Here is a 26,229-nt window from a genome sequence, read left to right as displayed (position 1 = left end):
GGATAATTGGACGGTAGCTCAGTCGAGGTCGTCGGGGTGGGCCGAAGCGCCACTGTCCGAGAAGCTCAAACCGTGCTTGCGCAGTTTGTCGTGCAGGGTCTTGCGCGGAATGCCGAGGGCTTCGGCGACGCTGCGCACGGAGCTGTGCGAGCGCGCCAGTTCGGCAGCGATGAGGGTTTTTTCGAAGTTCTCCACTTGCTCGCTCAAACCGCCGCTGACCACTTCAATGCTATTGCCAGCGCCGCCTTCCGGCGTGCTGTTGTCGAGGGCCAGTTCCAGCCCGAGGGCAAAACGCTCGGCCGCATTTTGCAGTTCGCGCACGTTGCCAGGCCAGGTGTGGCGCAACAGCAAAGCACGTTGTCCCGGTTGCAGTTCATGGGGCGGTAAACCGTGGCGGGCACTGGCTTCATCGGCGAAATGCTGGAACAGCATCAGCGCGTCTTCGCCCCGTTCGCGCAGGGGTGGAATCCGCAGCGGTGCGACGTTCAGGCGGTAATACAAGTCGGCACGGAAGCGCCCTTGGTCCGCTGCCTGGCGCAGGTCTTCCTTGGTCGCGGCGATGATGCGGATGTCCAGCGGGATCAGTTGATTGCCGCCCAGGCGTTCGACCACGCGCTCCTGCAGCAAGCGCAGCAATTTGACCTGCACATCCAGGCTCATGCTTTCGATTTCATCGAGGAACAAGGTGCCGCCATTGGCGAATTCGAACTTGCCGATGCGGCGTTTCTGCGCGCCGGTGAAGGCGCCGGGTTCGTGGCCGAACAGCTCGCTTTCGACCACTGATTCGGCCAGGGCACCGGCATTGATCGCCACGAACGGACCGTTGCGACGGCCCGATAGATCGTGCAGTGCCCGGGCCACGACTTCTTTGCCGGCGCCGGTTTCGCCGAGGATCAACACGTCGGCCCTGGTCGCGGCCAAGGCGCCAATCTGCTCGCGCAGGCGCAACATCGAAGGTGAGTGGCCCACCAGGCGGGCGCTCAGCTCATTGCGGTCGCTCAAGGCCAACCGCAGGCTGCGGTTGTCCAGCACCAAGCGGCGCAGGGCCAACGCGCGGCGCACGCTGTCGAGCAGGGCGTCGCTGGCGAACGGCTTCTCGAGAAAGTCATAGGCCCCGGCGCGCATGGCCTGCACCGCCAGCGGCACATCGCCGTGGCCGGTGATCAGCAGTACCGGCAATTCAGGGTCCTGGGCGTGCAGTTCGGTCAGCAGTTCCAGACCGTCCATGCCGGGCATGCGGATGTCGCTGACCACCACACCCGGCCAGTCGCGCTCCAGTTGCGCGGCCAGGCCCTTGGCTTCGGCCAACGGCAGGATCTTCAGGCCAGCCAGATCCAGCGTCTGACTCAAGGCCTGGCGCAAGTGGGGATCGTCGTCGATCAACACGACCTGAATGCGGTTGTCGATGGTCATGCACTTCGGTCCTCGGAAGGTTGCAGGCTCACGCCTGGTGCGCCTGCGCGCAGCTTCAGGGTAATCAGGGCGCCGCCTTCCTTGTGGTTGGCGAACGACAGTTCACCACCGAAGGCGCGCATCAGCGTTTCACAAATCGCCAGCCCCAAGCCCAGGCCCTGGGTTCGGGTCTTGGTGGTGTAGAACGGCTCGCTGGCGCGCCCGAGGGCCTCCATGCAAAAGCCCGGGCCGTTGTCGCGAATGTACAGGTTGACGCCATCGGCCGTGGATTGGGCACTCAGCCAGAGTTTACGTGGCGGGCCTTTTTCCGTCAGGGCATCCAGGGCGTTGGCCAGCAGGTTGCCGAGTACCTGGCGCAGGCGGGTTTCCCCGGCCTCGACCCACAGGGTGGCGGCAGGCAGATCACGGATCAGCTCGACGTCCATGCTGCGTCGGCGCTTGGCCAACAAGGCCAGGGCATCATCCAGCGCCGGTTGCAGGGCCACGCTTTCCGGGGCATGCCGGTCGCGCCGGGCAAAGGCGCGCAGGTGGGCGATGATCGAGGCCATGCGACCGGTCAGTTCGCTGATCAGCTTGAGATTGCCGCGGGCGTCGTCGGTGCGCTGGTGGTCGAGCAATATCTCGGCGTTTTCCGCATAACTGCGAATGGCTGCCAGCGGCTGATTGAGTTCATGGCTGATGCTCGCGGACATGGTGCCCAGTGCCGACAGTTTGCCGGCCTGCACCAGATCGTCCTGGGCGCGGACCAGCTCCTGCTGAGCCTGCTCGCGCTCCAGCACTTCCTGTTTGAGGCGTCGGTTCAGGCCTTCGAGATCGCTGGTGCGCTCGGCGACCCGGCCTTCCAGTTCGCGGCGGGCCTTGGCTTCGAAAGCAATGCGTTCCAGGTAATGGCGGCGGCGCTGCATCATCAGGCCAAGCAACAGCATCAACACCAGCAGCGTTGCACCGCCGATGGCCACCACCGTGCGCACCGGGCGGTCGATCAGGGTGCGCGGGGCGAGGATGCTGACATTCCAGCCGGTTTCGGCGATCTGCTGGGTCTGGGTCAGCCAGGCATTGGGGTTGAGCTCCAGCGGTTTGGGCTCGCGGGTTGGATAGGGCTGGATCGCGGTGATGGCCTTGCTTTCTTCCTCGCTCAACGGACGGGTCGAGCGGAATCGCCACTCTGGTCGCGAGGTGAGAATGACCACGCCATTGTGGTCGGTCAGCAGCAGTTGTTCCGGGGTTTTGCCCCACAGGCTTTCGGTGTGGTCAAGGTCGACCTTGACCACCAGCACACCGACGATTTTTTCGCCGTCGCGCACGCCGGCGGCGAAGAAGTAGCCGCGCTTGGCAGAGGTGGTGCCCAAACCAAAGAAGCGCCCGAGCCGCCCGGCCATGGCTTCGCTGAAATACGGCCGGAAGGAAAAATTGCGCCCGACGAAACTGTCGTGCTTGTCCCAGTTGGAGGCGGCCAGCGTCTTGCCCGTGGCGTCCATCAGGTACATGACTTCGGCACCGGTCTGGGTGGCGATGTTTTTCAGCAGGCGGTTGGCATTGCCCTGGGTGACGCCATCGTCCGGTGCACCGACAACGGCGCGCAGGGCCGGCAGGTCACCCAGTATTTGCGGCAACACTTCATAGCGGTGCAGGGTGCCCAGCAGGTTGGCGACATAGAGGTCGAGGGTCTGCCGATTCTGACTGGCCAGTTCGCTGCGGTAATAGCGCTCGGCCAGGTGCTCCAGCGGCCACAGCAACGGCGCCAGGCACAGTGCCAGCAGAGCCAGGCTGCGCCAACGGGGTCTGGGGGGAAGAGTCGGTTTCATGAGCAGCATGCGCCTGTGGGTACAGGCGCATTATGCCTAGGCTTGCCCACCTTGGGTCAGCGGCATCTTGTGAGTCGAGCTTGCGCCGGCCTTTCAGGCAAAGACGTCGGCGTCCTTGAAAAACACGCCGGCCTGATCTTTGGCCGACAGTTGCGGCGTGCCTTCGAGTTGCCAGTCGATGGCCAGGTCCGGGTCGTCCCAGCGAATGCTGCGTTCGGCCGATGGCGTGTAGTAGTCGGTGGTTTTGTACAGGAACTCGGCAAATTCGCTCAGTACGACGAACCCGTGGGCAAAACCTTCCGGGACCCAGAGCTGCCGATGATTGGCGGCGGACAGCCGCACGGCGACCCATTTGCCGAAGTACGGCGAGCTGCGACGGATGTCCACGGCGACGTCCAGCACTTCGCCGACCGTGACGCGAACCAGTTTTCCCTGGGTATTTTCCAGTTGGTAATGCAAACCGCGCAGCACACCCTTCTGCGAACGGGAGTGATTGTCTTGAACGAATTCGGTGTCCAGCCCGGTGGCCTCTTTGAAGGCCCTGGCGTTGAAACTCTCGTAGAAGAAACCACGCTCGTCACCAAAGACCTTGGGTTCGAGGATCAGAACACCGGGCAGGTCGGTGGTCACTACGTTCATGGAGGCTCTCCAGTTGCATGCGTTTAATGGCCGCCATTCTTGCGCAAAGTGCGATTCGAGGCGAGTGCCAGAACCAAAACCTGTGGGAGCGGGCTTGCTCGCGAAGAGGGCGTGTCAGTCACATTCAGGCTGCCTGTCACCCCGCCTTCGTCGGAACGCCGCCCGGAGCAAGCCCGCTCCCACAATTGCCCTCATACCGGCTTGCGGGGGGTTGCGTATCGCCCGAAGCAGTGGCGATATAGGCGCCTAATAAAATTTCAGGGGTTGTTGTATGCCGCTCGCCACGTTGATTCATCGCGCCAGTTTGCCCAGCCCGCAGGTGTCTGCGGAGCAAGCGCTAGAGCTGCTGGAAGAACATTACGGGTTCAGCGGCAGACTGCAGCCCCTCGGCAGCCAGCAAGACCTGAACTACCGCGTCGACAGCGAGCGGGGACGTTTCGTCCTGAAAATCTGCCGTGGCGACTACTCGGTCGTTGAGCTTCAGGCACAGCATGCCGGGCTCAAGCACCTGGGCGCGCACCCCGATGTCCATGTACCGCGTGTTATCGCGGCGAAAAACGGTGCAGACCTGCTGTCTCTGGACGTGGGCGGCCAGGCAGTGCACGTTCGCCTGCTCGACTACATCGAAGGCCAGCCGCTGACGAGCCTTGGCCATTTCAACCCGACGGTGGTGTCCGGCTTTGGTCGCCTGTGCGGTGAAATGGACCTGGCCCTGGCGGATTTCGACCATCCTGGCCTGGTGCGAACCCTGCAATGGGACGCCCGCCACGCTCACGCCCTGATCGCGCACTTGCTGCCGGTGATCAAGGATGAAGCCCAGCGCAAACTCATCGTCGACGCGTCGGCACAAGCCGAGCGGCATTTGCAGCCGCTGGAAGCCAAGCTGCCGGTGCAGGCCATTCATATGGACATCACCGACGACAACGTGGTGTGGCAGCGCGATGCGCAACGCCATTGGCAACTGCAAGGCGTGATCGATTTCGGTGACCTGGTGCGTACCTGGCGCATTACCGATCTGTCGGTCACCTGCGCCGCGCTGCTGCATCATGGCGAGGGCGATCCGTTCTGCATTTTGCCGGCAATCCAGGCTTACCACGCGGTCAACCCCTTGCAACACGAAGAGCTGCTGGCGCTGTGGCCGCTGATCGTCGCTCGTGCGGCGGTGCTGGTGCTCAGTGGCGAACAGCAGGTCAGCATCGATCCGGGCAATGCCTACAGTCGCGATAACCTGGTCCATGAATGGGAAATCTTCCGGGTGGCCACGTCGGTGCCGCTGGCATTGATGGAAGCGGCGATCCTCACTGCCGTCGGGCAGAACCTGCCCACCATCGGCAGTGAAGGCTTTGCACCGCTGTTGCCAAGCCTGGTGGGGCGTGAGTTCGCCTTGATCGACCTGGGGGTGCTCAGCCCGCATTTCGAGGCCGGGAACTGGGAGCAGGAGGGTGTCGATCAGCGCCTGCTGGATGAAGCGGCTGCGGCTCATGGCCTGGCGGCCAGTCGCTATGGACAATATCGCCTGTCCCACACCCGCCCGGACAGTGCCACTGAGCCGGACACTTGCCCCTTGCACGTTGAACTGCGTGTACCTCAGGGCACGACGGTCGAAGCACCGTTTGCCGGTGTGGTGCACCATCCGTCGGCGGGCGTGCTGCAACTGGACGGCCCGCAATTGAGTGTGCGGCTTTGGGGTGTCATGCCGTCGCTGCACAGTGGCGCGGCGCTGGTCAAAGGCCAGGTGCTGGGTTCGGTCAGCGGGCCGTTGATCGTGCAGTTGAGCCGTGGCGCGTCGATCGATGCGCCGTTGTTCTGCACGCCATCGCGCGCTGCTGCCTGGCAGGCACTGTGCCCATCTCCTGCGGCATTGCTGGGGCTGGCCTGTGATGCCGAAGCAGAGCTCGACGGTGCGACCTTGCTGGCCCGGCGTGACGCCAGTTTCGCCCGTACGCAAAAACATTATTACGTCGACCCGCCGCGCATCGAGCGTGGCTGGCGCAACCATTTGATCGACATGCAGGGGCGCTCCTACCTCGACATGCTCAACAACGTCGCGGTATTGGGCCACGGTCATCCGCGCATGGCGGCGGTCGCCAGTCGCCAGTGGTCGTTGCTCAACACCAACTCGCGTTTCAACTACGCGGCCGTGGCCGAGTTCTCCGAACGCTTGCTGAAACTGTCCCCTGATGGCATGGACCGCGTGTTCCTGGTCAACAGCGGCAGCGAGGCCAACGACCTGGCGATTCGCCTGGCGTGGGCCTACAGCGGCGGCCGCGACATGCTCAGCGTGCTGGAGGCCTATCACGGCTGGACGGTGGGTGCCGACTCGGTCTCGACCTCGATCGCCGACAACCCCAAGGCCTTGAGCAGCCGCCCGGACTGGGTACACCCGGTGACCGCGCCAAACACCTATCGCGGTGAGTTCCGCGGCCCCGACAGTGCGCCGGATTATGTGCGCAGCGTCGAGCACAACCTGGCGAAAATCGCCGAGCAGAAACGCCAACTGGCGGGCTTCATCTGCGAACCGGTGTATGGCAATGCCGGTGGTATCTCGCTGCCGCCCGGCTATTTGCAACAAGTCTATGGCATGGTCCGGGCCCAGGGCGGCGTGTGCATCGCCGACGAAGTGCAGGTCGGCTACGGACGCATGGGCGATTTCTTCTGGGGCTTCGAAGAGCAAGGCGTGGTGCCGGATATCATCACCATGGCCAAAGGCATGGGCAACGGCCAGCCACTGGGCGCGGTCATCACCCGCCGGGAAATCGCCGAGGCGCTGGAGGCCGAGGGTTACTTCTTCTCCTCCGCCGGTGGCAGCCCGGTCAGTTGCCAGGTCGGCATGGCCGTTCTGGATGTGATGGAAGAGGAAAAACTCTGGGAGAACGCCCAGGTCGTTGGTGGCCACTTCAAGCAACGCCTCGAAGCCTTGATCGATATTCATCCGTTAGTGGGCGCGGTGCACGGTTCCGGGTTCTACCTGGGCGTCGAGTTGATCCGCAACCGCGAAACCCTGGAGCCGGCCACCGAGGAAACCACCGCGCTGTGTGATCGCTTGCGTGAGCTGGGGATCTTCATGCAGCCGACCGGCGATTACCTGAACATCCTCAAGATCAAGCCGCCGATGGTCACTTCGCGCCAGAGCGTGGATTTCTTCGTGGACATGCTGTCGAAGGTGCTGGCGGAAGGCTTGTAAACACAATCCCCCTGTGGGAGCGAGCTTGCTCGCGATAGCGGTCTTTCAGTCGAAAAGTCTGTGACTGGAATGGCCTCATCGCGAGCAAGCTCGCTCCCACAGGGAGGCTTATGCTAGTTCGATTGATATCGGCTTTCTGTCGGTTATTTTTGTAACTTTGGATTGACGGTGCTTTAAAAGCCGATATTTATCGGATATAAAGTGACCAGTCCACGGCGTGTACCCATGCGCTTTCTTTTCTGTCAGGCATCAACGCCACTCCGGAGTCCTGAGTCATGACCACGTTGAACAGCACCCCTCGCGCCGACGGCTTCTACATGCCAGCCGAATGGGCACCCCAAACCCAGACCTGGATGATCTGGCCCGAGCGCCCGGACAACTGGCGCCTGGGTGGCAAGCCGGCACAAGCCGCCCACGTGGCCGTGGCCAAGGCCATCGCCCGTTTCGAGCCGGTCACCGTGGCGGTCTCCGCCGGCCAGTACGAAAACGCCCGTGCCCGTCTGGACGTGCCGAATATTCGCGTCGTGGAAATGTCCAGTGACGACGCCTGGGTTCGCGACTCGGGCCCGACTTTCGTCATCAATAACAGTGGCGAAGTCCGTGGCGTGAACTGGGACTTCAATGCCTGGGGCGGTTTTGACGGCGGCCTGTATTCGCCGTGGAACCGTGACTCGCAGGTCGGCGGCAAGATCCTCGAAATCGAACGCAGCCCGCGTTACCGCACCGAAGGCTTCGTACTTGAAGGCGGTTCGATTCACGTCGACGGCGAAGGCACGCTGATCACCACCGAAGAATGCCTGCTCAACCGCAATCGCAACCCGCACCTGAACCGCGAAGAAATCGAAGCGGTCCTGAGTGCGAACCTGGCTGTGGATAAAATCATCTGGCTGCCGGATGGCTTGTTCAACGACGAAACCGACGGCCATGTGGATAACTTCTGCTGCTACGTGCGTCCGGGTGAAGTGCTGCTGGCCTGGACCGATGATCCGCAGGACCCGAACTACCCGCGCTGCCAGGCGGCGATGAACGTGCTGCAAAGCAGCACCGACGCCAAGGGTCGCCCGTTCACGGTGCACAAAATGCCGATTCCGGGCCCGCTGTTTGCGACCGAGGAAGAATGTGCCGGCGTCGATCCGGTGGACGGTACTCAGGAACGTAACCCGACTGTGCGTCTGGCCGGTTCCTATGTGAACTTCCTGATCGTCAACGGCGGGATCATCGCGCCCTGCTTTGATGACCCGCAGGATGGCCCGGCAAAGGAAATCCTGCAGAACCTGTTCCCGCAGCATGAAGTGGTGATGGTGCCTGGTCGCGAACTGTTACTGGGGGGCGGCAATATTCACTGCCTTACCCAGCAGCAACCCGCGCCGCACAAGGAGTGAGTGAGGTTGTAACATCTTGAGTTGATTGCGAAATTTCTCAAGCTGTAAATCAGCTTCCCGCCATGCGCAGAGCCCGCAGCCCTTCAGGGTTGCGGGCTTTTTTGTATCTGCAGGGCCACACTTCAGACACCTTGGCACAGCTCTTGTATCTCTGCGGTTGTAACTCGGGGAGGGGGAGGACTTCGATGTTCTGTCATAAACCTTGGATAAGTTAGCCGCTCACAAACCGGGAGAGAGCGCTGAAATGAACGCCGAAGTGAACGTAGTGAGCGACAAGGCGTTGCATCCCCTGGCCGTAAACAGCGAATCGCTCCAGATTCTGGCGCACTGGTTCAAGTCCAATGGAATGCGTCAGATCAGCGAAACTGATCCGCGCCGGACGATGATCGAGCGTTACCCTGCTGGTTTATTCAGCGAGGCGGAACTGGATGCGTTGTGGGATGTAATGGAAGGATAAGAAGAACAACAACGGATTGATCAAGAAAAAGCGCTGCCGGGATGGCAGCGCTTTTTTTTTCAACACGCTGAACCCTGTGGGAGCGGGCTTGCTCGCGAAAGCGGTGTGTCAGCAACGTTGTCATCGGCTGAAACGACGCCTTCGCGAGCAAGCCCGCTCCCACAGTTTTTGTGGTGTCTAGAAGCTGTAGGTGCCCGTCACCACCAGGCTACGCGGTGCCCCCGGCTGAATCTGGAATGCACTGGTCGCCGACGAGTAATACGTCTTGTCGCTGATGTTGTTCAGCGCCGCGCGCAAATCCCAATCTTTCTGACGGAAGCCCGCCAAGGCGTCCCAGCGGCCATAACCCGGCAACACGACGGTGTTGAGGTTGTCGGCATAGCGGTCGCCAACCAGGGTCAGGCCGGTTTCGGCGTACCAGCCCATTTCCGGTTTCCAGGTCAGGAACAGGCTGCCGTTGTGCTTGGCCACGTTGTTGATGCGCTTGCCTTCCAGGCCGTTGTTGTCCTTTTCGATGGTTGCGTCCTGCATACCCACGCCACCGCGCACGTACCAGTTGCCGGTAATCCTGCCGGCAGCGGTCAGCTCGATCCCGCGTGAACGTTGCAGCCCGGAGAGCAGGGTAATGGTCGGGTTGTTCGGATCGCTGGTGCGGCGGTTGTAGAGCTCCAGCTCGTAGATGGCCAGCGTGGTGCTCAGGCGGTCATCGAGCCAGTCACTCTTGACCCCGATTTCCTTCTGTTTGGTCAGCTCCGGGCTCAGGTCATTGCTGTTGCCCGCAGCGCCCGGAGTGATGCCGATCAAGCCACCACCGACCGGCGAGAACGTCTTGCTCCAGGACGCGTAGAAGGAGTGATTTTGCAGCGGCGTCCAGACCACGCCAACGCGAGGGCTGGTGCTATGGCTGTCGCGGTCTTCGGAAATGTTGCGCACCTTGTTGGTCGACTCGATATCGAACGTGTCGTAACGCAGGCCGGCGAGCAACTGCCATTGATCGTTCAGGCGCAGTTGATCCTGCACATACACCGCCCGGCTTTCGACCTCGGTGTGGGTGTTGCTCGACACCACCATGCGCCCGGTATGACGCAAATTGCGGTCGGGGGCGTACAGGTCCAGCGCCGGCACCGGGGAGCTGCCCGGCCCGGAAGTGGCGGCGGTGTACAGCAGCGGGTCGCGGCGCTGGCTGCCGATCTCGATGCCGGTGAGCAAGCGGTGCTCCAGGCCGAAAGTATCGAAGCCACCTTCCAGCTCGACGTTGTTGTAGACATTGCGGGTATTCAGGTCCTGCTGCCAGTGCTGGCGCGTGACCTTGTTGGTGGCCGGGACATAGCCGCTCAAGTAAGTATTGTCGAAATCGCTGTCGAGCTTGAACACACCCAGGATCTGGCGCAGCTGCCAGTTGTCGCTCAGTTCATAGGTGAGTTTCGAGCGCAGGGATTGCGCCTTGTCGTCGATGAAATCGTTTTCACTGCCGTAGGTGGTATCTCGTCCTACGTCGGCCGGGCGGCCATTTACGCCGGGGACGCCACGATCCGGCGTGCGGTTGTAACGGCTGTATTCGTACTGCACCAACCAGTTCAGGTCGGGTGTCAGCTGCCAGCTCATCGAGGGTGCGAACAGCTGGCGATTGCCACTCACGCCATCGCGAAAGCTGTTCTCGTCCATGTTGCCCATGTTCAGGCGCAGGCTGATGTTTTCGGAAGGATCGGTACTGAGGTCTGCATACAGGCTGCGCAAGTCCTCGCTACCGCCCTGGGCTTCAAGGGTCGAGCGGCGACCGAACTCGGGCAGTTTGCTCACCCGGTTGACGATCCCGCCCTGGCTGCCACGGCCATACAACACGGCGGCAGGGCCTTTCAGGACGTCGATGCGTTCGATGTTGTGCAAGTCTCGCACGTACTGGCTGTCGTCGCGGATGCCATCGAGATAGAAATCGTTACTGGCGTCGAAACCGCGGATGCGCAGGCTGTCGAAGCGTGTGTCGGCGCCGCTGCTGACGTTGGGGATGCCACTGAGCGCCGTGCCCAGATCGTTGGTGCCGTAATCCATCACGTTCGAGGTTTTGATCGAGTCGATGGCTTGTGGCACGTAGCGTACCGGCGTGGCGGTCCGGGTCGCCGTGTTGGTTTCTGTCACGCGCGGGTCGTCGGCTTCAGCTTCGGCGCTGATCGATGTCGCAGGCAGGGTGGTCGGTGCAGCGTAGGAAAAACCGGCAGACAACAAGGCAGAGAGCCCAAGGCTGTAGGGCGCAAGGCGAAAAGGGGCAGGCATTGAAGAGCGCATCCGTAGGAGTTTCAGGTTGAAACAGGTGAGGGCGCGAATAGTAATGCTTGTCATTTACCGCTGTTAGTTGTTATTGAGAACTTGTCTCATTTGATTGTTTCGAATTATTTCTGAGTTGATACATACGCAGTCATTCGACCGATTCAAGCAACAGATTGAAAACAGATCCGGCGTTTTTCCGGGGCTGCGGCGGCACTAATCTGCTGACATCGAATTTTCCTGAATTTCTGTCGGAGCTTTCCCATGATCCTGCATTACATCTACGACCCGTTGTGCGGTTGGTGCTACGGCGCCAAACCGCTGGTGCAAGCCGCCCAGGCTGTGCTGCCCGTGCTTGCCCACGGTGGCGGTATGATGACGGGGGCCAATCGGCAAAGGGTTTCGCCACAACTGCGCAGTTACGTCATGCCCCATGACCGGCGCATTGCCGAATACAGCGGGCAGCCGTTCGGTGAAGCCTATTTCGAAGGTTTGCTGCGAGATCACAGCGCCGTGTTCGACTCGGCTCCACCCATCGCTGCGGTGCTGGCTGCCGAGCAAATGGCAGGTCGCGGGCTGGAGTTGTTGGGGCGTTTGCAAAGTGCTCACTACGTGGAAGGGCGCCGCATCGCCGACGAGTCGGTACTGTTTGAACTGGCCAATGATATGGGGTTGGAGCCTCAAGCCTTCGAAAGAGCCTTCGGGGCAGCCGACACCGAAGGCCATATCAAGGACAGCCGGGCTTTGCTGGCCAAGGTGGGCGGCCAGGGGTTTCCGACCCTGGCGCTTGAACACAATGGCCAATTCACCCTGATCGATATCGGGCCCTGGCTGGGCAAACCCCAGGCATTTGCGCAGTGGCTGGGACAGTCGCTGCCGGAGCAGCCCTCATCCCATTCCGTAGCAGCCTGTGGTCTCGAAGGTTGCGCCGATTGAATATTCCTGCCGCGTAAAGCAGTTTCTTAGACGTTTTTCGCCTATTTCTAGAAGATTCATGAAATTGACACCTCGTTAAGGGCGCCGCTACGATTCGGCCCAACGCCTGTGGCCGACCGCCACGACTCAAAAACAATAAAAGGCCCGCCGCGAGAAATCGTGGGCGGGCCTTTTTGTTTTCGCCTCGAAATAAGAGCGCAATAGCGCCGTTTCGGCCGTTCGACACAGCGCGTATCAACCGCATCAAGGAAAAAACAAAATGTTGAACAAGCGAATCAGCCTGATCGCTCTGGGGATGTTGAGCGCTACACAGGCCATGGCGAACGACCAGGCCGAATCCAAGGGTTTCGTTGAAGACAGCAGCCTCAAAGTGCTGCTGCGCAACGCCTACATCAACCGTGACTACAAAGACGGCAACCCGGATAAGTCCGAGTGGGGCCAGGCGGCCATCGGCACGTTCTCGTCCGGCTTCACCCAAGGCACCGTGGGTGTGGGTGTGGACGCTTTCGGCCTGTACGCATTGAACCTGGAGCGCAGCGAAGACCGAAGCGGCGCGCAAGGCATCGATTTCTTCAAAAAGGGCGACAGCGGCCAGCCGGCGGACGACCTGTCCAAGGGCGGCGCAGCGATCAAGTTCCGCCTGTCCAGCACCACCCTGACCTACGGCGACCAGATGCCGGCCCTGCCGGTGCTGAGCTACGACAACTCGCGCCTTCTGCCAGAAAGCTACACCGGCACCTTGATCACCTCCAGGGAGATCAAAGGCCTGCAACTGGACGCCGGTCGCTTCACCGCCGAATCGCGTAAAAGCGCTGAAGGCCGTGACAGTGGTGGCTTGAAGTCGATCAACGTATTGGGCGGTAGCTACCAGTTCACCGAACAATTCAAGGCCGCGCTGTACGCCTCCGACGTCGAGGACGTGCTGAAGAAGCAATACGTGAACGCCAACTACGTGTTCCCGATCGACCAGGATCAGTCCCTGACCCTGGACTTCAACGGCTACCGCACCAAGCTGGACGACTCCTACGTCCGCGAAAACGCTATCACCGGCGACGACAACAAAATCTGGAGCCTGGCGGCCACCTTCATCACCGGCCCGCACTCGTTCACCCTCGCGCACCAGCGCAGCACCGGTGACAGCAACCTGGGCTACGCCTATGGCGGCTACCAGAAAGACCAGGGTCGCATCGGCGACGGTGGCAACACCATCTACCTGGCGAACTCCTACTGGTCCGACTTCAACGCCGAAGATGAACGCAGCTGGCAGCTGGGCTACGGCCTGGACTTCAGCACCTTCGGTGTACCGGGCCTGAGCTACAACTTCGCCTACGTACGCGGTGACAACATCACCACCTCCACCAGCGAAGGCGGCACCGAGCGCGAGATCTTCAACCAGATCAAATACGTCGTCCAAAGCGGCCCTGCCAAAGACCTCAGCGTGAAACTGCGCAGCTCGGTCCTGCGTGTGTCGCAGAAGTCGAGCGAGTACAACGTGAGCGGCAACGAAGTGCGTGTGTTCGTGGATTACCCGATCAATGTCTTCTGATGATTGGTTGCGGTATCGAAGCCTGATCAGAGGCTGAGAAAGAAAAGGCCCCGACTGGTTCGGGGCTTTTTTGTGGGCATAAAAAAGCAACCGATAAGGCTGCTTTTTAAAAGAGGTCTCACCCGGGCGCTGATTTTCAGGTCATCAACGGGGTTCCTAACGCCGACTATCGCCACATGATGGCAGTCGGTTTCGCGCTCTTGGTTCGATTCTCTGACAGCAGTGGCGCTTACGTCAATCCGTATGGCAACCCACTTGTTATGTGTGGACTGCCAGCGTTTAGACTTTTTTCGCTTTGTGTTTGGAGTTCCCTAAGCTTGATCGAAAAACAAAAAGGCCCCGCTGATTCGTAACGCTGTTCACTTAAGCGCGGTGCTTCAGGCACACCTACTTTTGTGGCGAGGGAGCTTGCTCCCGCTGGGCTGCGTAGCGGCCCCAAAAATGTGACAACAATGCCATTTTTTGTGAGTGCTACGCACTCAAGCGGGAGCAAGCTCCCTCGCCACGGGGTCAGTGTCGGCCGTAAATGAACAGCATTAACGCTGAATCGGGGCTTTTTTAAGCTTGCAGCTCAGATCATGGCGCGACATTGCTGACTCGGTTGTTGCATGGCGCATCAAGCACCTTCACAACATCATCGATGATCGCCTTACTCATATCCTGCAAAAAATGCGACGCCCAAGCGTGCCGATCAGTATCGCGAACCATGGCCGCGTCTGTTGCGAGCAACTTGGCAACGTGGAGTAGATCGGAAGCATGGTAGAGAGCCTGGATAACCGGAACGCCTGCATTGACGCGAAACAGCGGTTCGTTGGCGTGGAAGGAGAAGTGGGTGAGGCCGATGGTTTTCAGATCTTGGGGGTTGGTCATTGAACACCTCCGCTGGTTGGGAGGAGTTGAGTATTTGCATGCCTTCGAAGAAGGGCCGGCGTGGTTACAAAGAACGTGAAAACACAGATTTTGGACGAATCAATTTTATACATGGTCTAGCTCCTATCGTTGAGGAACTGCCACGAACCGTCGCCAAACGATTATGGGTGGCAGCTGTGCGCAGGTTGGCGAACCGGGACAATAGGAACCCGGCAGACCCGAAGGTCTCCCGCGCACAGCCGCCATAACGGAAAAATACGAGCGAAAAAAAACGCCAGCAATCGTTATGGTGGCGCCTGTGCGCCTATTGTTTGGGTCGGGTCGCCAAACCCGGTCGCTGATTTTGCAGCGATGTGGGCAGCCTAGCGTGGGGCAGGGCGATTCGCAACCTACGATCCTGGCCAACGGGGCTTATTCATTAATTACACTGGGTAACGAATGAAGTTCCCGCCCCCACCTTTATCCCCTCCCGCCAACCCCATACATTCACCTCCAACGCCTCTCCCATCATCCCGACGGGAAGGTCACTGGAGTTACCCTCATGCCTTTCGTAACCGTACGCATCACTCGCGATGGCGTTACCACTGAGCAGAAAGCTCAGGTGATCGCCGAAATCACTGAAACACTGGAACGCGTCCTCAACAAGCGCCCTGACCTGACCCACATCGTGATCGAGGAAGTCGACACCGATAACTGGGGTTACGCCGGTATCACCACCACCCAGTACCGCAAGCAACTGGCTGAGGCGGAGGGCAAGTCATGACGTCCTCCGTCACCATCGATTTCATCTCCGATGTGGTGTGCCCCTGGTGCGCGCTGGGGGCGACGGCGCTGGAGCAGGCGATCGAGAACGTGGCCGGGGAAGTCTCGGTCGAGCTGACCTACAAGCCGTTCGAATTGAACCCGAACATGCCGGCCGAAGGTGAGCCAGCGGTCGAGCACTTGATGCGCAAATACGGGCGCACTGCTGAAGACGTCGCTGCCGGCAAGGCCATGCAGATCGCTCGCGGCGAGGCCATCGGCTTCAAATTCGATCTGGAGAAGCGCACGCACTTCTACAACACCTTCGATGCACACCGCTTGTTGCTGTGGGCGTTGCAGGAAGGGCGGCAAGTCGAGCTGAAGAAGGTGCTGCTGCGGGGCTATTTCAGTGAGGGCCAGAACCCGAGCGATCACCAGGCACTGGTGAGCCTGGCGACTGAAGCGGGGCTGGATGGGGCAGCTGCACAAGAGGTGCTGGCGTCCGGTGCGTTCGCCGCTGAGGTGCGGGAGCTTGAAGCGTACTACCAGCAGCGCGGCATCAACTCGGTGCCGGCCATGGTGCTGAACGGTCGCCACTTGGTATCCGGCTCGCAATCGGTCGAGTACTACGAACAGATGTTGAGAGAAATGGCCAAGGCACATGCCGACGCCTGATTACAGATTTTCTACCCACTTTTAATTAGAGGTCTTCATCATGAGCATTTCGAAAAAAGTCATCGTAATCACCGGCGCATCCCAAGGTCTCGGCGACGGTATGGTCAAAGCCTTTCGTGAACTCGGTTATAGGATCGTCGCCACTTCGCGTTCGATCAAACCGTCCACCGATCCGGACATTCTCACCGTGGCCGGCGACATCGGCGAGCCGGAAACCGCCCGGCGCGTCATCCGTGAAGCGATGTCCCGTTTCGGTCGCATCGATACCCTGGTCAACAACGCCGGGATCTTCATCGCCAAGCCGTTCACCGCGTACACCGCAGAAGACTATGCCAATGTGCTGTCGGTGAACGTCAATGGCTTCTTCTACATCACCCAACTCGCCATCGCCGAAATGGAAAAGCAGGGCAGCGGCCACGTCGTCAACATCACCACCAGCCTGGTGGACCACGCCATCGACGGCGTGCCATCGGTATTGGCTTCGCTGACCAAGGGCGGCCTCAACGCGGCCACCAAATCCCTGGCCATCGAGTACGCCAAGCGCGGGATTCGGGTGAACGCGGTCAGCCCGGGCATCATCAAGACCCCGATGCACGGCGCAGAAACTCATGAAGCACTGGGCAATCTGCACCCGGTCGGGCACATGGGCGAGATAGACGATATTGCGCAGGCGGTCGTATATCTGGACGGCGCCAAGTTTGTTACTGGAGAAATCCTGCATGTGGATGGCGGGCAGAGTGCAGGTCACTGAAACCTGATTTCCAGGAGTACAGAAACAACAAAGCCCTCGTATTTCTGCGAGGGCTTTGTTTTGTAGGGTGCCGGCACCAGGAATCGCCCTCTGGAACTAGTGAATACAAGCGGCTTGTCCCGGCGTTTTTCCATGATTCACAGCACGATGAATCAATTCGCCATTCTCCAGGAGGAGCGCTTCACCGGACCGTACATCTAGATTATGATCGCGCTGCCGCCTGACCGTAATCCTCTATAACTACGGGCCATTCCCCCGATCGCTACCCGATTCTACCTCGTTTGGCAGCAAATGCCGCGTTGGGCCTCCCGCACTGGCACCAATTATCCCAAGCGTATTGCGAATACTGGAAAAGATGATCTTTATAAAAAATAATAAGCTTTTCTCCTGTTTATACTTGCTGGCAGTCGTCATAACCATCGGCGTGGTGTACTCACTGGGCTTCCGGGAAGCGGCAAGCCAGATAGCGATGGCGCCCGAGCGCCTGAGAAACTTCACGTTCCCCATCTGGGAGCAACACGCTTTTTCGCAGCACGGTTTCCTCGTCTTCTATTCGATGGAGGACTACGCAAAAAAGATCGCGTATTCCAACCACTCCACGGCTTATCTGTTCTACATGTACGCACTCTATAAAGTGGAAATGTATGTGTCGGCATTACCGATGAGAGTGACAGGGGCTTTCCTGAACATTATTTCGCTGGCAGGCGTTACGTTCTTTTTTCTGTCCCGTCTGGTGGAAAAGCGCCTGGCATTCGGTCAGGGACTGCTGATTCTGTTATCGGTCGTATTCATGGTGTCGATGCCGGGATTCTGGATTACTTCGGCCAGATTCAACGTCGACAATACGTTCCCATTGATATTTGCGTTTCAGGCGCTGGCTGCGTTCTTGATCTGGAAAAATCCGGAACGGTCCGCAGCGGTCATGACAGTGATCGTGTTGTTTGCCGTGTTTTCTCCGATCTCGGCAGCGTTGCTGGGCCTCGCCTTGATGGTTTGGGCATGCCGCAGCGACGGTCTCGACAGGCGGATGTGTCGTCTGGCATTGGTGGCCATCGTGGCGGCCGTTGCCTTCTATCTGCCGTCCCCACTGATATCGAAGGCACTGGGTTTCACCTCGTCCAACAGCGGCTGGCTGTTTCGCGCGGGCCTGGATGGCGACACCACTTATTTCACCAACATCCTGAAGTCGGTACTTGTTCCGCAGTTCCCGCGGCCATTTGCGACCATTGCCGTGCCGATCCTGTTCCTGGTAGCCCAGTTGGCCTGTTTGCGCATGATCAAACGGCGTGAACCTGCCGGCGTTGCGGCACCGACGGGGACCTCCCCGTTGGCCGGCATCGGCATGTTCTACTTCCTGCTTTTTTCGCAATACGTGATGACCAGCCTGCTGTGGCCGCAGGCCGTTGCCATTCATCCGTACCTGTATGACTACCTGCTGATGGCACCGGTTTTCGTCGCGATTGTTCTGAATTTTGCGTTCAAACCTTCACCAGCTGCGTTGCATTTCTGGGCGCTGGCGCTGTTGTTCTGCATTTCCTTCCATTTCCAGCAGGTCGCGCAGGCAAAATGCCAGGGGTGTTACTTCCCGGGCGCCTGGGACGCGAGCGTCAAGCAGCCATGAAGACCGTCGCTATTCTTCAGTCGAACTACATACCCTGGAAGGGCTATTTCGACATGATCGCTGCGGTCGATGAGTTCATCCTCTACGACGACATGCAGTTCACCAAGAACGACTGGCGCAATCGCAACCAGATCAAGACGCCGCAAGGCGTCCAGTGGCTCAGCGTGCCTGTCGGGCAAGGCATCAGCCGCCGCATTCGCGATGTCGAGCTGGCCCCTGCCTGGCAGGTCAAGCACTGGAAAACGCTGCAGAGCAACTATCGGCGCGCGCCTTTCTTCGATGAAGTCGCCCAGTGGCTCGAGCCGCTCTATCTGGTGGAGACCCACACGGGGCTGTCGTCGATGAACCGCAAGTTCATGGAAGCGATTTGCCGATACATCGGTATTGAAACCCGCATTACGAATTGCTGGGACTATATGTCTGCCGGCGACAAAACCCGGACCGCCCGCCTGGTGGACCTTTGTCAGCAGGCCGGTGCGACGCAATACCTGTCGGGGCCGGCGGCAAAGGACTACATCGAGGCGCCACTGTTCGACGACGCCGGCATTGCGCTGCAATGGTTCGATTACGCCGGCTTCCCCGAGTATCCGCAACTCTGGGGGGAATTCACCCATGGCGTCACCGTCCTGGATCTGCTGTTCAATTGCGGCAAGGACGCGCGCCGTTACATGAGGCATGTCAAAGCATGAAGCTGTCCATCGTCGCCACGCTTTACCGCTCGGCCAAGTTCATCGAGGAGTTCCATCTCCGTGCAAGCCAGGCGGCACAACAATTGGTCGGAGACGATTACGAGATCGTACTGGTCAACGACGGCTCGCCCGATTCAAGCCTGGAACTGGCTGTCCAGTTGAGCGAAGCCGATCACCACGTGGTGGTCGTCGACCTCTCGCGCAACTTCGGCCATCACAAGGCCATGATGACGGGCCTGCGACATGCCCGCGGTGAACGCGTCTTCCTGCTCGATAGCGACCTGGAGGAAGATCCGGCATGGTTGCTCTCGTTCAGCGAACAGATGGAGCGCGAAAAGGCCGATGTGGTCTACGGTGTCCAGCAGCAGCGAAAAGGCAAGCACTTCGAGCGTTGGACCGGGCAGGTGTTCTACAAGCTCTTCCGTTTCCTCAGCGGGTTGGATATGCCCGACAATATCGTCGTCGCCAGGCTGATGTCGCGCCGCTATGTGGACGCGCTGATTCAGCACGACGAACGCGAGTTGTTCATGGCGGGCCTGTGGGTCATCACCGGCTTCGATCAGCGTGCGCAGACCATCGACAAGCGCAGTCGTGACGAGACGACCTACACGCTGGGAAAGAAAGTGGCGCAACTGGTCAATTCGATTACTGCCTTCAGCAGTGCACCGCTGGTGGGAATCTTCGTGGTGGGCTGCGCGATCTTCCTGCTGTCGGCCGCCTACACGAGCTATCTCGTCGTCAACTGGCTGCTCCTGGCAAACCCACCCAGCGGCTATACGTCGCTGATGGCTTCGATCTGGCTGCTCGGCGGCCTGATCATCGCATTCGTCGGCGTGGTCGGGATATATCTCGCCAAGATCTATTCCGAAGTCAAACAGAGACCCTACACTATCGTCCGGAACGTCTACCGTCAGGCTGAGACGCGGAGCATCGAATGAAAAAACTCATTATTTTTGGTCTCACCGACGCCGCCGAGCTCGCACTCTATTATTTTTCCAACGACTCCGACTATCAGGTCGAGGCGTTTGCCGTCGATCCCGACTACATGCCGGACGACAAGAGCTTCATGGGATTTCCGGTGGTGGCATTCGATGAAGTCACCCAGATCTACCCGCCAGACCGGTATGTCTTTTTCGTCGCGCTCGGCTATTCCAGGCTCAACCAGATCCGCAAGGAAAAATATCTGGCAGTGAAGGCGCTGGGCTACGAAATGGTCAGCTACATCAGTTCGCGAGCCTCGGTGCTGACACAGGACATCGGCGAGAACTGCTTCATCCTGGAAGACAATACCATTCAGCCCTTCGTGCGCATCGGCAACAACGTTACCCTGTGGAGCGGCAACCACGTCGGACATCATTCGCGTATCGAGGACCACTGTTTCCTGGCCTCGCACATCGTCGTATCCGGCCGTGTGACGATCGGGGAAAGCTGTTTTCTCGGCGTCAACGCGACCCTTCGCGATCATGTCACCATCGGCGAGAAATGCATCATCGGCGCCGGTGCCCTGATTCTTGGAGATGCCGCTGCCGAAGGCGTGTACGTCGGACAAGCCACCGAACGGTCGCGCGTGCCGAGTACCCGCGTCAGGAACATCTGAAGAACCTCATCATTGGCGTGAAGACATCTCATGTGGAAAAAACTAGGCAAGATATTCTGCGCAGAAGGGCAGAGCGATTGGTTGTATTCTCACGCGATGATTCCCATTGCTGAGCAGGTGAACGGCGACCTGTATCGCATCTATTTCTCATCGCGTGACAAGCATAATCGCGGACACGGCGGCTTCCTCGAGATCGACATGCAGGACCCGACCAAGGTCTTGCGCGTCCATCCGGATCCAGTCCTCGAACCGGGCGACCTCGGATGTTTCGACGACAGTGGCGCCTTGCCCAATTCGATCGTCAACGTCGGTGGCCGCAAGCTGCTGTACTACACCGGGATCAACCTGGGCGTAACGGTGAAGATCCGCAACTCCATCGGCCTGGCCGAATGGAACGAGGCCACCCAGCGCTTCGAGAGGCTGTTCCGCGGCCCCGTCATCGACCGCACCCGCGATCTTCCTCACTTCGTCGCCACCCCCGAGGTGCAGTTCGAGGCCGGACGATTCAGGGCCTGGTTCACCTCCTGTGTGCGATGGGAGCAAGGTCCTTCGGAAGCGAAGCACTTCTATCATCTCGAGTATGCCGAGTCCGCCGACGGGATCGAGTGGGAGCGCGACGGTACGGTTGCCATCGAGTTCCGTGACGAACACGAGTACGCCCTGGGTGTGCCGCGCGTGCTCAAGGATGCGGACATGTACCGGATGTGGTTCTGCTCCCGGGCCACGCAGGACTGCCCCACCTACCGGATCCGCTACGCGACCTCGTCCGATGGCGTGCAATGGACGCGACACGATGAGCAGGTGGGAATCGACGTATCGGAATCGGGTTGGGATTCGGAGATGATCTGTTACCCGTTCGTCTTCGATCATGCCGGTCGACGCTACATGCTTTATAACGGCAACGGCTATGGCAAGACGGGTTTCGGGATTGCCGTCTGGGGAGATGAGTGATTCTGATGCAGCGCTGGCGGCCCATGATCAGGCCCATTCTCCGTTACGCAGTCGTCGGCGTCGCCTGCAATGCCATCGGTTATGCGGCCTACCTGGCATTGACGTGGCTGGGCATCCCCTTCAAGCTGGCCATGAGCTTCCTGTACGTGCTTGGCATCTGCATCAGCTTCCTGGGCAACCGCAACTGGGCGTTCGAACATCGCGGCAACGTCGTAGGGACGGCCTGGCGCTTCGGCCTGGCGCACGCAGCCGGGTATGTGCTCAACCTGGCCTTGCTGACGGTGTTCGTCGACAAGCTGGGATATCCTCATCAGTGGGTCCAGGCCGCTGCCATTTTCGTTGTAGGAGGTTTCTTGTTCGTCGTCTTCAAGTTATTCGTCTTTCGTCATGACCAACCGGATGGGAATCAGGCGTGAAGATCTGTTCTGAATGCGAGACGCCGTACGCCTCGGAGCAATGGACTTGCGTCCAGTGTGGACATCAGGTGGCTCGAAAGAACGGTTTTGCCGCGTTTGCGCCAGAGCTCGAGGACAAGCAGGAAGGCTTCAAGGCCGACTTCTACGAGACCTACGCGCATCTTGAAAGCGACCATTTCTGGTTCCGCGCGCGTGGCAGGTTGATTACATGGGCGCTGACGAAATATGCGCCGCGCATGCGTTCATTTCTGGAAATCGGGTGCGGTACCGGCTTCATCCTGAGTCGGGTCGCCGTGGCGCTTCCGAAGGCCAGGTTGCTTGGCAGCGAGATGTTCTCGACCGGGCTGAAGTTTGCCTCCTCTCGCTTGCCCGGTGCCGAGTTCGTGCAGATGGATGCGCGCGATATCCCTTATATCGACGAGTTCGAAGCGATTGGCGCGTTCGATGTCATCGAGCACATCGAGGCGGATACCGTGGTGCTCCAGCAGATGCACCGGGCCCTGAAGCCCGGTGGAATCATGCTGTTGACCGTGCCCCAGCATCAGTGGCTGTGGAGCCAGGTGGATGAATATTCCTGCCACGTGCGGCGCTACGATGCCGCCGACCTGCATCGCAAGGTGGAAGAGGCGGGGTTTTCCGTCGTGCGCAGCACATCGTTCGTCTCGTTACTGCTGCCGGCGATGATGATTTCACGCGGCGCCAAGAAGCAACAGCGGGGCGATACGAGCGAGACCGCCGAATTGGCGGTACCCAAGGCGCTCAATGTGCTGTTTGGCTTCGTGATGTGGCTGGAGTGTTTGCTCATCAAGGTGGGAGTGAGTTTTCCGGTCGGTGCTTCCAGGCTGCTTGTCGCCCGGAAAAAGAGTGGATCTCCCCACTTGGCATAACGACGTGATGTCTAGTTCGACCCGACTAAAATTTGCGTGCGAAGGCTCAAATGGTGGAAGACAAAAAGATCCAGTTCAATCGCCCCTACATGACGGGGAAAGAACTTTATTACATCGCTGAAGCCAAGTTCGGCAATATCCTCGCCGGCGATGGCCCGTTTACCAAGCGGTGCCATGAGTGGTTGACCGAACGTACCGGTTCGAGCAAGGCCTTGCTGACCCACTCGTGCACGGCAGCGCTGGAAATGTCCGCGTTGTTGTTGGACATCGAGCCGGGCGACGAGGTCATCATGCCCTCGTTCACGTTCGTCTCCACGGCCAATGCCTTCGTGTTGCGCGGCGGCGTTCCCGTGTTCGTCGATATCCGTCCGGATACCTTGAACCTGGATGAGACGCTGATCGAGGCGGCCATCACGCCGCGAACCAAGGCAATCGTGCCGGTTCATTATGCGGGCGTAAGTTGCGAGATGGATACGATCATGGAGATCGCCCGGCGTCACAACCTGAAGGTGGTCGAGGATGCGGCGCAGGGGGTCATGGCTGCTTACAAGGGCCGGCCTCTGGGCAGTATCGGGGACTTCGGCGCCTTCAGCTTCCATGAGACCAAGAACGTCATTTCGGGCGAGGGCGGCGCATTGCTGGTCAATGATCCTGCCTATGTGTTGCGCGCAGAAATCATTCGCGAAAAAGGCACTGACCGTAGCCGTTTCTTCCGCGGCGAGGTCGACAAATACACTTGGCAGGAAGTCGGTTCGTCATTCCTTCCAGGGGACGTGACTGCCGCGTTTCTCTGGGCGCAGTTGGAAGAGGCCGAACACATCACACAGTCGCGGCTTGCCATCTGGCAGCGGTATCACGAATTGCTGGCGCCGCTGGAAACCAGCGGGGCACTGCGCCGTCCTATCGTGCCTGCCGACTGCCAGCACAACGCGCACATGTACTACGTGCTGCTGCCCGCAGACGTGCCGCGACAACCGGTGCTCGATGGCCTCAAGCGAGAGGGAATCAATTCGGTCTTCCATTACGTGCCCCTACACTCCTCGCCGGCTGGCCAGCGTTACGGCCGTGTCCATGGCGCCATGGACAACACGGTAAGCCTCTCGGAACGCTTGCTGCGACTGCCGCTATGGGTAGGCATGTCGGACGAGCAGCAGGAACGCGTGGTGGACGTCTTGCGGGACGAACTGTGTCGCTGAGTCGACAAGCACTCTTGCCGGAACTCGGCACGATCCCGAGCCCGAGTTTTATCGCAGCAGCTTTCGGCTCGGCGCGTTCTTTGTAGCTCAGGAAGGCCAAGTACTCCGCCAGTGTGCGTGGTCTGAAGCGAGTTTCGGCTTCGTGGCGCTATCTGGGGAGTCCTTTCGACGTAAAACCAGCGCGGGAGCCCTCCCGACAGTGCAGCGAGGTGCCAGTCAAAAAGGCTGCTGGCAGCTCCAATCAACTGAGAAGCTATGACCCAATCGGGTATGAAACCCCAGAAACGAAAAAGGCCCACCGTAAGGTGAGCCTAAGTCGTTGTTCTATATGGTGCGGCACCAGACGAACGGTATGTTTCGGGGAGGCTAGGTTTTTCGGGCGTCTGGAGTTCGGTGGAAATTTTTACGTACCCCAACTAGTAACTATAAATAAATCAGCTATTTATGGTCGTCAGTGGAATCGAATCCGGGATTCATAAGGCGTTAGCACGTTATCGGCCTGCACATAAATTATCCAGAGCAGCGTATGGCCCGGTAAACCTGCTGAGGTTGAACGTCGCCGACTATTACCGCCATGCTCAGAATCAGTCAGCGGCGAAGTCGTCGACTCAAACTGAGTCCGCTAGCTCGGACTGGAGGTACTTAAACGGTGCAAACTGCGTGCTGGAGGTCACTGTAGAGACCACTCTAGACGATCAAAACTGGACTCCGAAATTCCATTTAAGAGTGATATCCGGTGTGGTTACCTTGTTTCGCAGCAATTGCATCGCTGAATCAGCAGCTTTAAAGCAATCATCAGGCAGGCAGATGGCTGTGACGGGCTGGTGCATCAGCACATTTCGTACACGATCTCGGAGATCATCTATAGCTCCATATTGAGCAGAGGTAATGATACTGTCTTTTTCTAGGTCAATCAGTATTTCATACATTGTAGGTTTTTTGGTGTTCTTACCTTTTGCTTTTAGTAGCCATAGTTCTTTAGCTACAGACTCGATCACAAACCAAAGCATTGTAAACGAACCTCTAAAATCGTGATTCTGATATGCAGATTTAGCCCTGGCAATGAATGCAAGACGTTTAATCAATACAGGATCATCAACGGCTGTTTCAAATTGTTGTAGGGCAGTGCTTATGGTAGCTTTTTTAACCTTGGTAAAATTCGACCATGTTCCAATGTCGTGATGGGCCACGCGAGCCCCATCCATTACTAAAGATGTACATCTTGCTGCCATTAGAGATATGTTGTTTGAATGGCTTTTTCGCACAGGCATGCCTCCCCTAAAGCTAACTCGACAAGTGTTTGCAATTGAGACCGCGGAAAAAGAAATTTCACCGGAGTCCAGGCATTTTATAGACTCTGACTCTATAAATAACTGCATTACATTTGCATAATCCATATGCTCGTCCCACCACTGAACGGCCTGATTTATTTGGTCTGGATCACTCATTGGTGGTCTTGTTTTGGCAAGTTCCGTCATTCGAAGGAGCATCATTCCATCAATACATACAGCCGCAGCGAATTTTTCCGCGTGATGCCAGATGACAGGTTCCGGAATTATACCTCTAAGTTTTTTACGCTCGACTTGGTCATCAAAATCAATCCATTCCTCAACCCAAAAGCCTTTCTCGTCGTAGAATCCAATAAAATCTTCAATCCCATCGTTAATTGATTCTAAGTTCAAAATTAACATCCTTAAAAATTTACGGGTGAAAAATGGGGGTAGACCACGATTTTCGTTCTTGAATTGAAAGCGTGGTCTGACCCCTTATTCCGCATGGATTCTCCACGCAGATAACGCGTGTTCAGAGTCTTTGAGTGATCAGCGATTCAGAACCTTGCTGATGTCGACCAGCTTTTTTCCGTTACTTTTGGTGAGGTTGTACATTTCGGTAATCAACGTATCGATTTCGTCAATCAAGTCTGCTCGCTCTGCCTTGGTTGTACTATTGCGCAGGGTGTTAAGACGATTGGTAATGATCCGCTTCTTACCTAGCAAGCTGTAGTCCTTCACATTTCCGTAGATTTCCCAGTAGTCGTAACTTGGGTACTTCAGTGCGATTTCTGAGATGTTTACGCCACTTTCCAGCAGTTGATTCATTTCTTTCAGTTCGTGTTGCGCAATGCTCATCAGCGTTTACTCGTCCTTGTGACAGCGGGCGGGGCGCTCGCCAAAACGGATAGAGAATAACCAGCCAAGATAGAGAATTGCC

At 58.5% G+C, this 26,229-nt stretch carries 23 protein-coding genes; 16 read left to right on the top strand and 7 right to left on the bottom strand.

The features are described from left to right. Positions 1–18 precede the first annotated feature (18 nt). The 3 genes from C9422_RS12470 to rfbC all read right to left on the bottom strand — a co-directional run bounded on the left by C9422_RS12470 (position 19) and on the right by rfbC (position 3,857). Positions 19–1,413 (bottom strand): sigma-54 dependent transcriptional regulator, encoded by a 1,395-nt coding sequence (locus C9422_RS12470; RefSeq protein ID WP_116580865.1) that lies wholly within the window; start codon positions 1,411–1,413, stop codon positions 19–21. Continuing rightward, complete coding sequence (locus C9422_RS12465) at positions 1,410–3,218, bottom strand: ATP-binding protein (protein WP_116580884.1); 1,809 nt, start codon at positions 3,216–3,218, stop codon at positions 1,410–1,412. Before C9422_RS12465 ends, C9422_RS12470 begins: the two co-directional genes overlap by 4 nt. A gap of 93 nt (positions 3,219–3,311) precedes the next feature. After that, positions 3,312–3,857, bottom strand: coding sequence for a dTDP-4-dehydrorhamnose 3,5-epimerase (rfbC, locus tag C9422_RS12460; protein ID WP_116580864.1), 546 nt, complete (start codon positions 3,855–3,857; stop codon positions 3,312–3,314). Between the two features lie 271 nt (positions 3,858–4,128). Between rfbC and C9422_RS12455 the strand changes: the two genes are divergently transcribed. From C9422_RS12455 to C9422_RS12445, 3 genes are all read left to right on the top strand, one after another. After that, positions 4,129–7,041 carry an aminotransferase gene (locus C9422_RS12455; protein ID WP_116580863.1) on the top strand — a complete coding sequence of 971 codons (2,913 nt, stop codon included), beginning with the start codon at positions 4,129–4,131 and terminating at the stop codon, positions 7,039–7,041. Positions 7,042–7,316: 275 nt separating this feature from the next. Further along, positions 7,317–8,423 carry an agmatine deiminase gene (gene aguA / locus C9422_RS12450; protein WP_116580862.1) on the top strand — a complete coding sequence of 369 codons (1,107 nt, stop codon included), beginning with the start codon at positions 7,317–7,319 and terminating at the stop codon, positions 8,421–8,423. Between the two features lie 244 nt (positions 8,424–8,667). Further along, positions 8,668–8,880 carry a hypothetical protein gene (locus C9422_RS12445; RefSeq protein WP_007972820.1) on the top strand — a complete coding sequence of 71 codons (213 nt, stop codon included), beginning with the start codon at positions 8,668–8,670 and terminating at the stop codon, positions 8,878–8,880. A 177-nt stretch (positions 8,881–9,057) separates the two neighbouring features. Here C9422_RS12445 and C9422_RS12440 read toward each other — a convergent pair whose 3' ends face one another. Continuing rightward, entirely contained in the window at positions 9,058–11,151 is a 2,094-nt protein-coding gene (locus C9422_RS12440) for a TonB-dependent siderophore receptor (RefSeq protein WP_116580861.1), read from the bottom strand. Between the two features lie 255 nt (positions 11,152–11,406). Here C9422_RS12440 and C9422_RS12435 point away from each other — a divergent pair, with 255 nt between their 5' ends. Both C9422_RS12435 and C9422_RS12430 read left to right on the top strand, forming a co-directional pair. After that, positions 11,407–12,078, top strand: coding sequence for a DsbA family protein (locus tag C9422_RS12435; RefSeq protein WP_116580860.1), 672 nt, complete (start codon positions 11,407–11,409; stop codon positions 12,076–12,078). 259 nt (positions 12,079–12,337) lie between these two features. Then, the gene (locus tag C9422_RS12430) at positions 12,338–13,624 is read left to right on the top strand and encodes an OprD family porin (protein WP_116580859.1); all 1,287 of its coding nucleotides are present in this window, start codon (positions 12,338–12,340) and stop codon (positions 13,622–13,624) included. 576 nt (positions 13,625–14,200) lie between these two features. Here C9422_RS12430 and C9422_RS12425 read toward each other — a convergent pair. Continuing rightward, complete coding sequence (locus tag C9422_RS12425) at positions 14,201–14,494, bottom strand: DUF3077 domain-containing protein (RefSeq protein ID WP_104451190.1); 294 nt, start codon at positions 14,492–14,494, stop codon at positions 14,201–14,203. Positions 14,495–15,035: 541 nt separating this feature from the next. Here C9422_RS12425 and C9422_RS12415 point away from each other — a divergent pair. The 11 genes from C9422_RS12415 to rffA all read left to right on the top strand — a co-directional run bounded on the left by C9422_RS12415 (position 15,036) and on the right by rffA (position 24,018). After that, the gene (locus tag C9422_RS12415) at positions 15,036–15,257 is read left to right on the top strand and encodes a 4-oxalocrotonate tautomerase family protein (protein ID WP_007972813.1); all 222 of its coding nucleotides are present in this window, start codon (positions 15,036–15,038) and stop codon (positions 15,255–15,257) included. Further along, positions 15,254–15,910 carry a DsbA family oxidoreductase gene (locus C9422_RS12410; protein ID WP_116580858.1) on the top strand — a complete coding sequence of 219 codons (657 nt, stop codon included), beginning with the start codon at positions 15,254–15,256 and terminating at the stop codon, positions 15,908–15,910. Before C9422_RS12415 ends, C9422_RS12410 begins: the two co-directional genes overlap by 4 nt. 40 nt (positions 15,911–15,950) lie before the next feature. Beyond that, positions 15,951–16,661 (top strand): SDR family NAD(P)-dependent oxidoreductase, encoded by a 711-nt coding sequence (locus C9422_RS12405; RefSeq protein WP_102700247.1) that lies wholly within the window; start codon positions 15,951–15,953, stop codon positions 16,659–16,661. A 397-nt stretch (positions 16,662–17,058) separates the two neighbouring features. Beyond that, a complete protein-coding gene (locus C9422_RS12400; RefSeq protein WP_133249014.1) occupies positions 17,059–18,282 on the top strand; it encodes a hypothetical protein in 1,224 nt (407 codons plus the stop codon). Beyond that, positions 18,279–18,971, top strand: coding sequence for a WbqC family protein (locus C9422_RS12395; protein WP_116580856.1), 693 nt, complete (start codon positions 18,279–18,281; stop codon positions 18,969–18,971). The genes C9422_RS12400 and C9422_RS12395 overlap by 4 nt, the downstream gene beginning before the upstream one ends. Continuing rightward, a complete protein-coding gene (locus C9422_RS12390) occupies positions 18,968–19,909 on the top strand; it encodes a glycosyltransferase family 2 protein (protein ID WP_116580855.1) in 942 nt (313 codons plus the stop codon). The genes C9422_RS12395 and C9422_RS12390 overlap by 4 nt, the downstream gene beginning before the upstream one ends. Then, the gene (locus C9422_RS12385) at positions 19,906–20,568 is read left to right on the top strand and encodes an acetyltransferase (RefSeq protein WP_116580854.1); all 663 of its coding nucleotides are present in this window, start codon (positions 19,906–19,908) and stop codon (positions 20,566–20,568) included. Before C9422_RS12390 ends, C9422_RS12385 begins: the two co-directional genes overlap by 4 nt. 30 nt (positions 20,569–20,598) lie before the next feature. Beyond that, positions 20,599–21,519, top strand: coding sequence for a hypothetical protein (locus C9422_RS12380; RefSeq protein ID WP_116580853.1), 921 nt, complete (start codon positions 20,599–20,601; stop codon positions 21,517–21,519). A gap of 23 nt (positions 21,520–21,542) precedes the next feature. Beyond that, positions 21,543–21,935 (top strand): GtrA family protein, encoded by a 393-nt coding sequence (locus tag C9422_RS12375; protein ID WP_256589949.1) that lies wholly within the window; start codon positions 21,543–21,545, stop codon positions 21,933–21,935. Between the two features lie 68 nt (positions 21,936–22,003). Further along, positions 22,004–22,822: a bifunctional 2-polyprenyl-6-hydroxyphenol methylase/3-demethylubiquinol 3-O-methyltransferase UbiG gene (locus tag C9422_RS12370; protein WP_256589948.1), complete on the top strand. Its 819-nt coding sequence runs from the start codon at positions 22,004–22,006 to the stop codon at positions 22,820–22,822. A 50-nt stretch (positions 22,823–22,872) separates the two neighbouring features. Continuing rightward, entirely contained in the window at positions 22,873–24,018 is a 1,146-nt protein-coding gene (rffA, locus tag C9422_RS12365; RefSeq protein ID WP_116580850.1) for a dTDP-4-amino-4,6-dideoxygalactose transaminase, read from the top strand. Between the two features lie 695 nt (positions 24,019–24,713). On the opposite strand, the gene C9422_RS12360 is transcribed toward rffA, so the two are convergent. Then, on the bottom strand, positions 24,714–25,700 hold the full coding sequence (locus C9422_RS12360; protein WP_116580849.1) for a hypothetical protein: 987 nt from the start codon (positions 25,698–25,700) through the stop codon (positions 24,714–24,716). Positions 25,701–25,838: 138 nt separating this feature from the next. Further along, complete coding sequence (locus C9422_RS12355; protein ID WP_116580848.1) at positions 25,839–26,147, bottom strand: hypothetical protein; 309 nt, start codon at positions 26,145–26,147, stop codon at positions 25,839–25,841. Between the last annotated feature and the right edge of the window lie 82 nt (positions 26,148–26,229).

Origin of the sequence: Pseudomonas sp. B1(2018), from assembly GCF_003097365.1 — a bacterium.
Lineage (GTDB): Bacteria > Pseudomonadota > Gammaproteobacteria > Pseudomonadales > Pseudomonadaceae > Aquipseudomonas > Aquipseudomonas laurylsulfatiphila.
The sequence above is the reverse complement of the archived record's forward strand: the minus strand, read 5'-3'. Positions and strand labels throughout refer to the sequence as shown.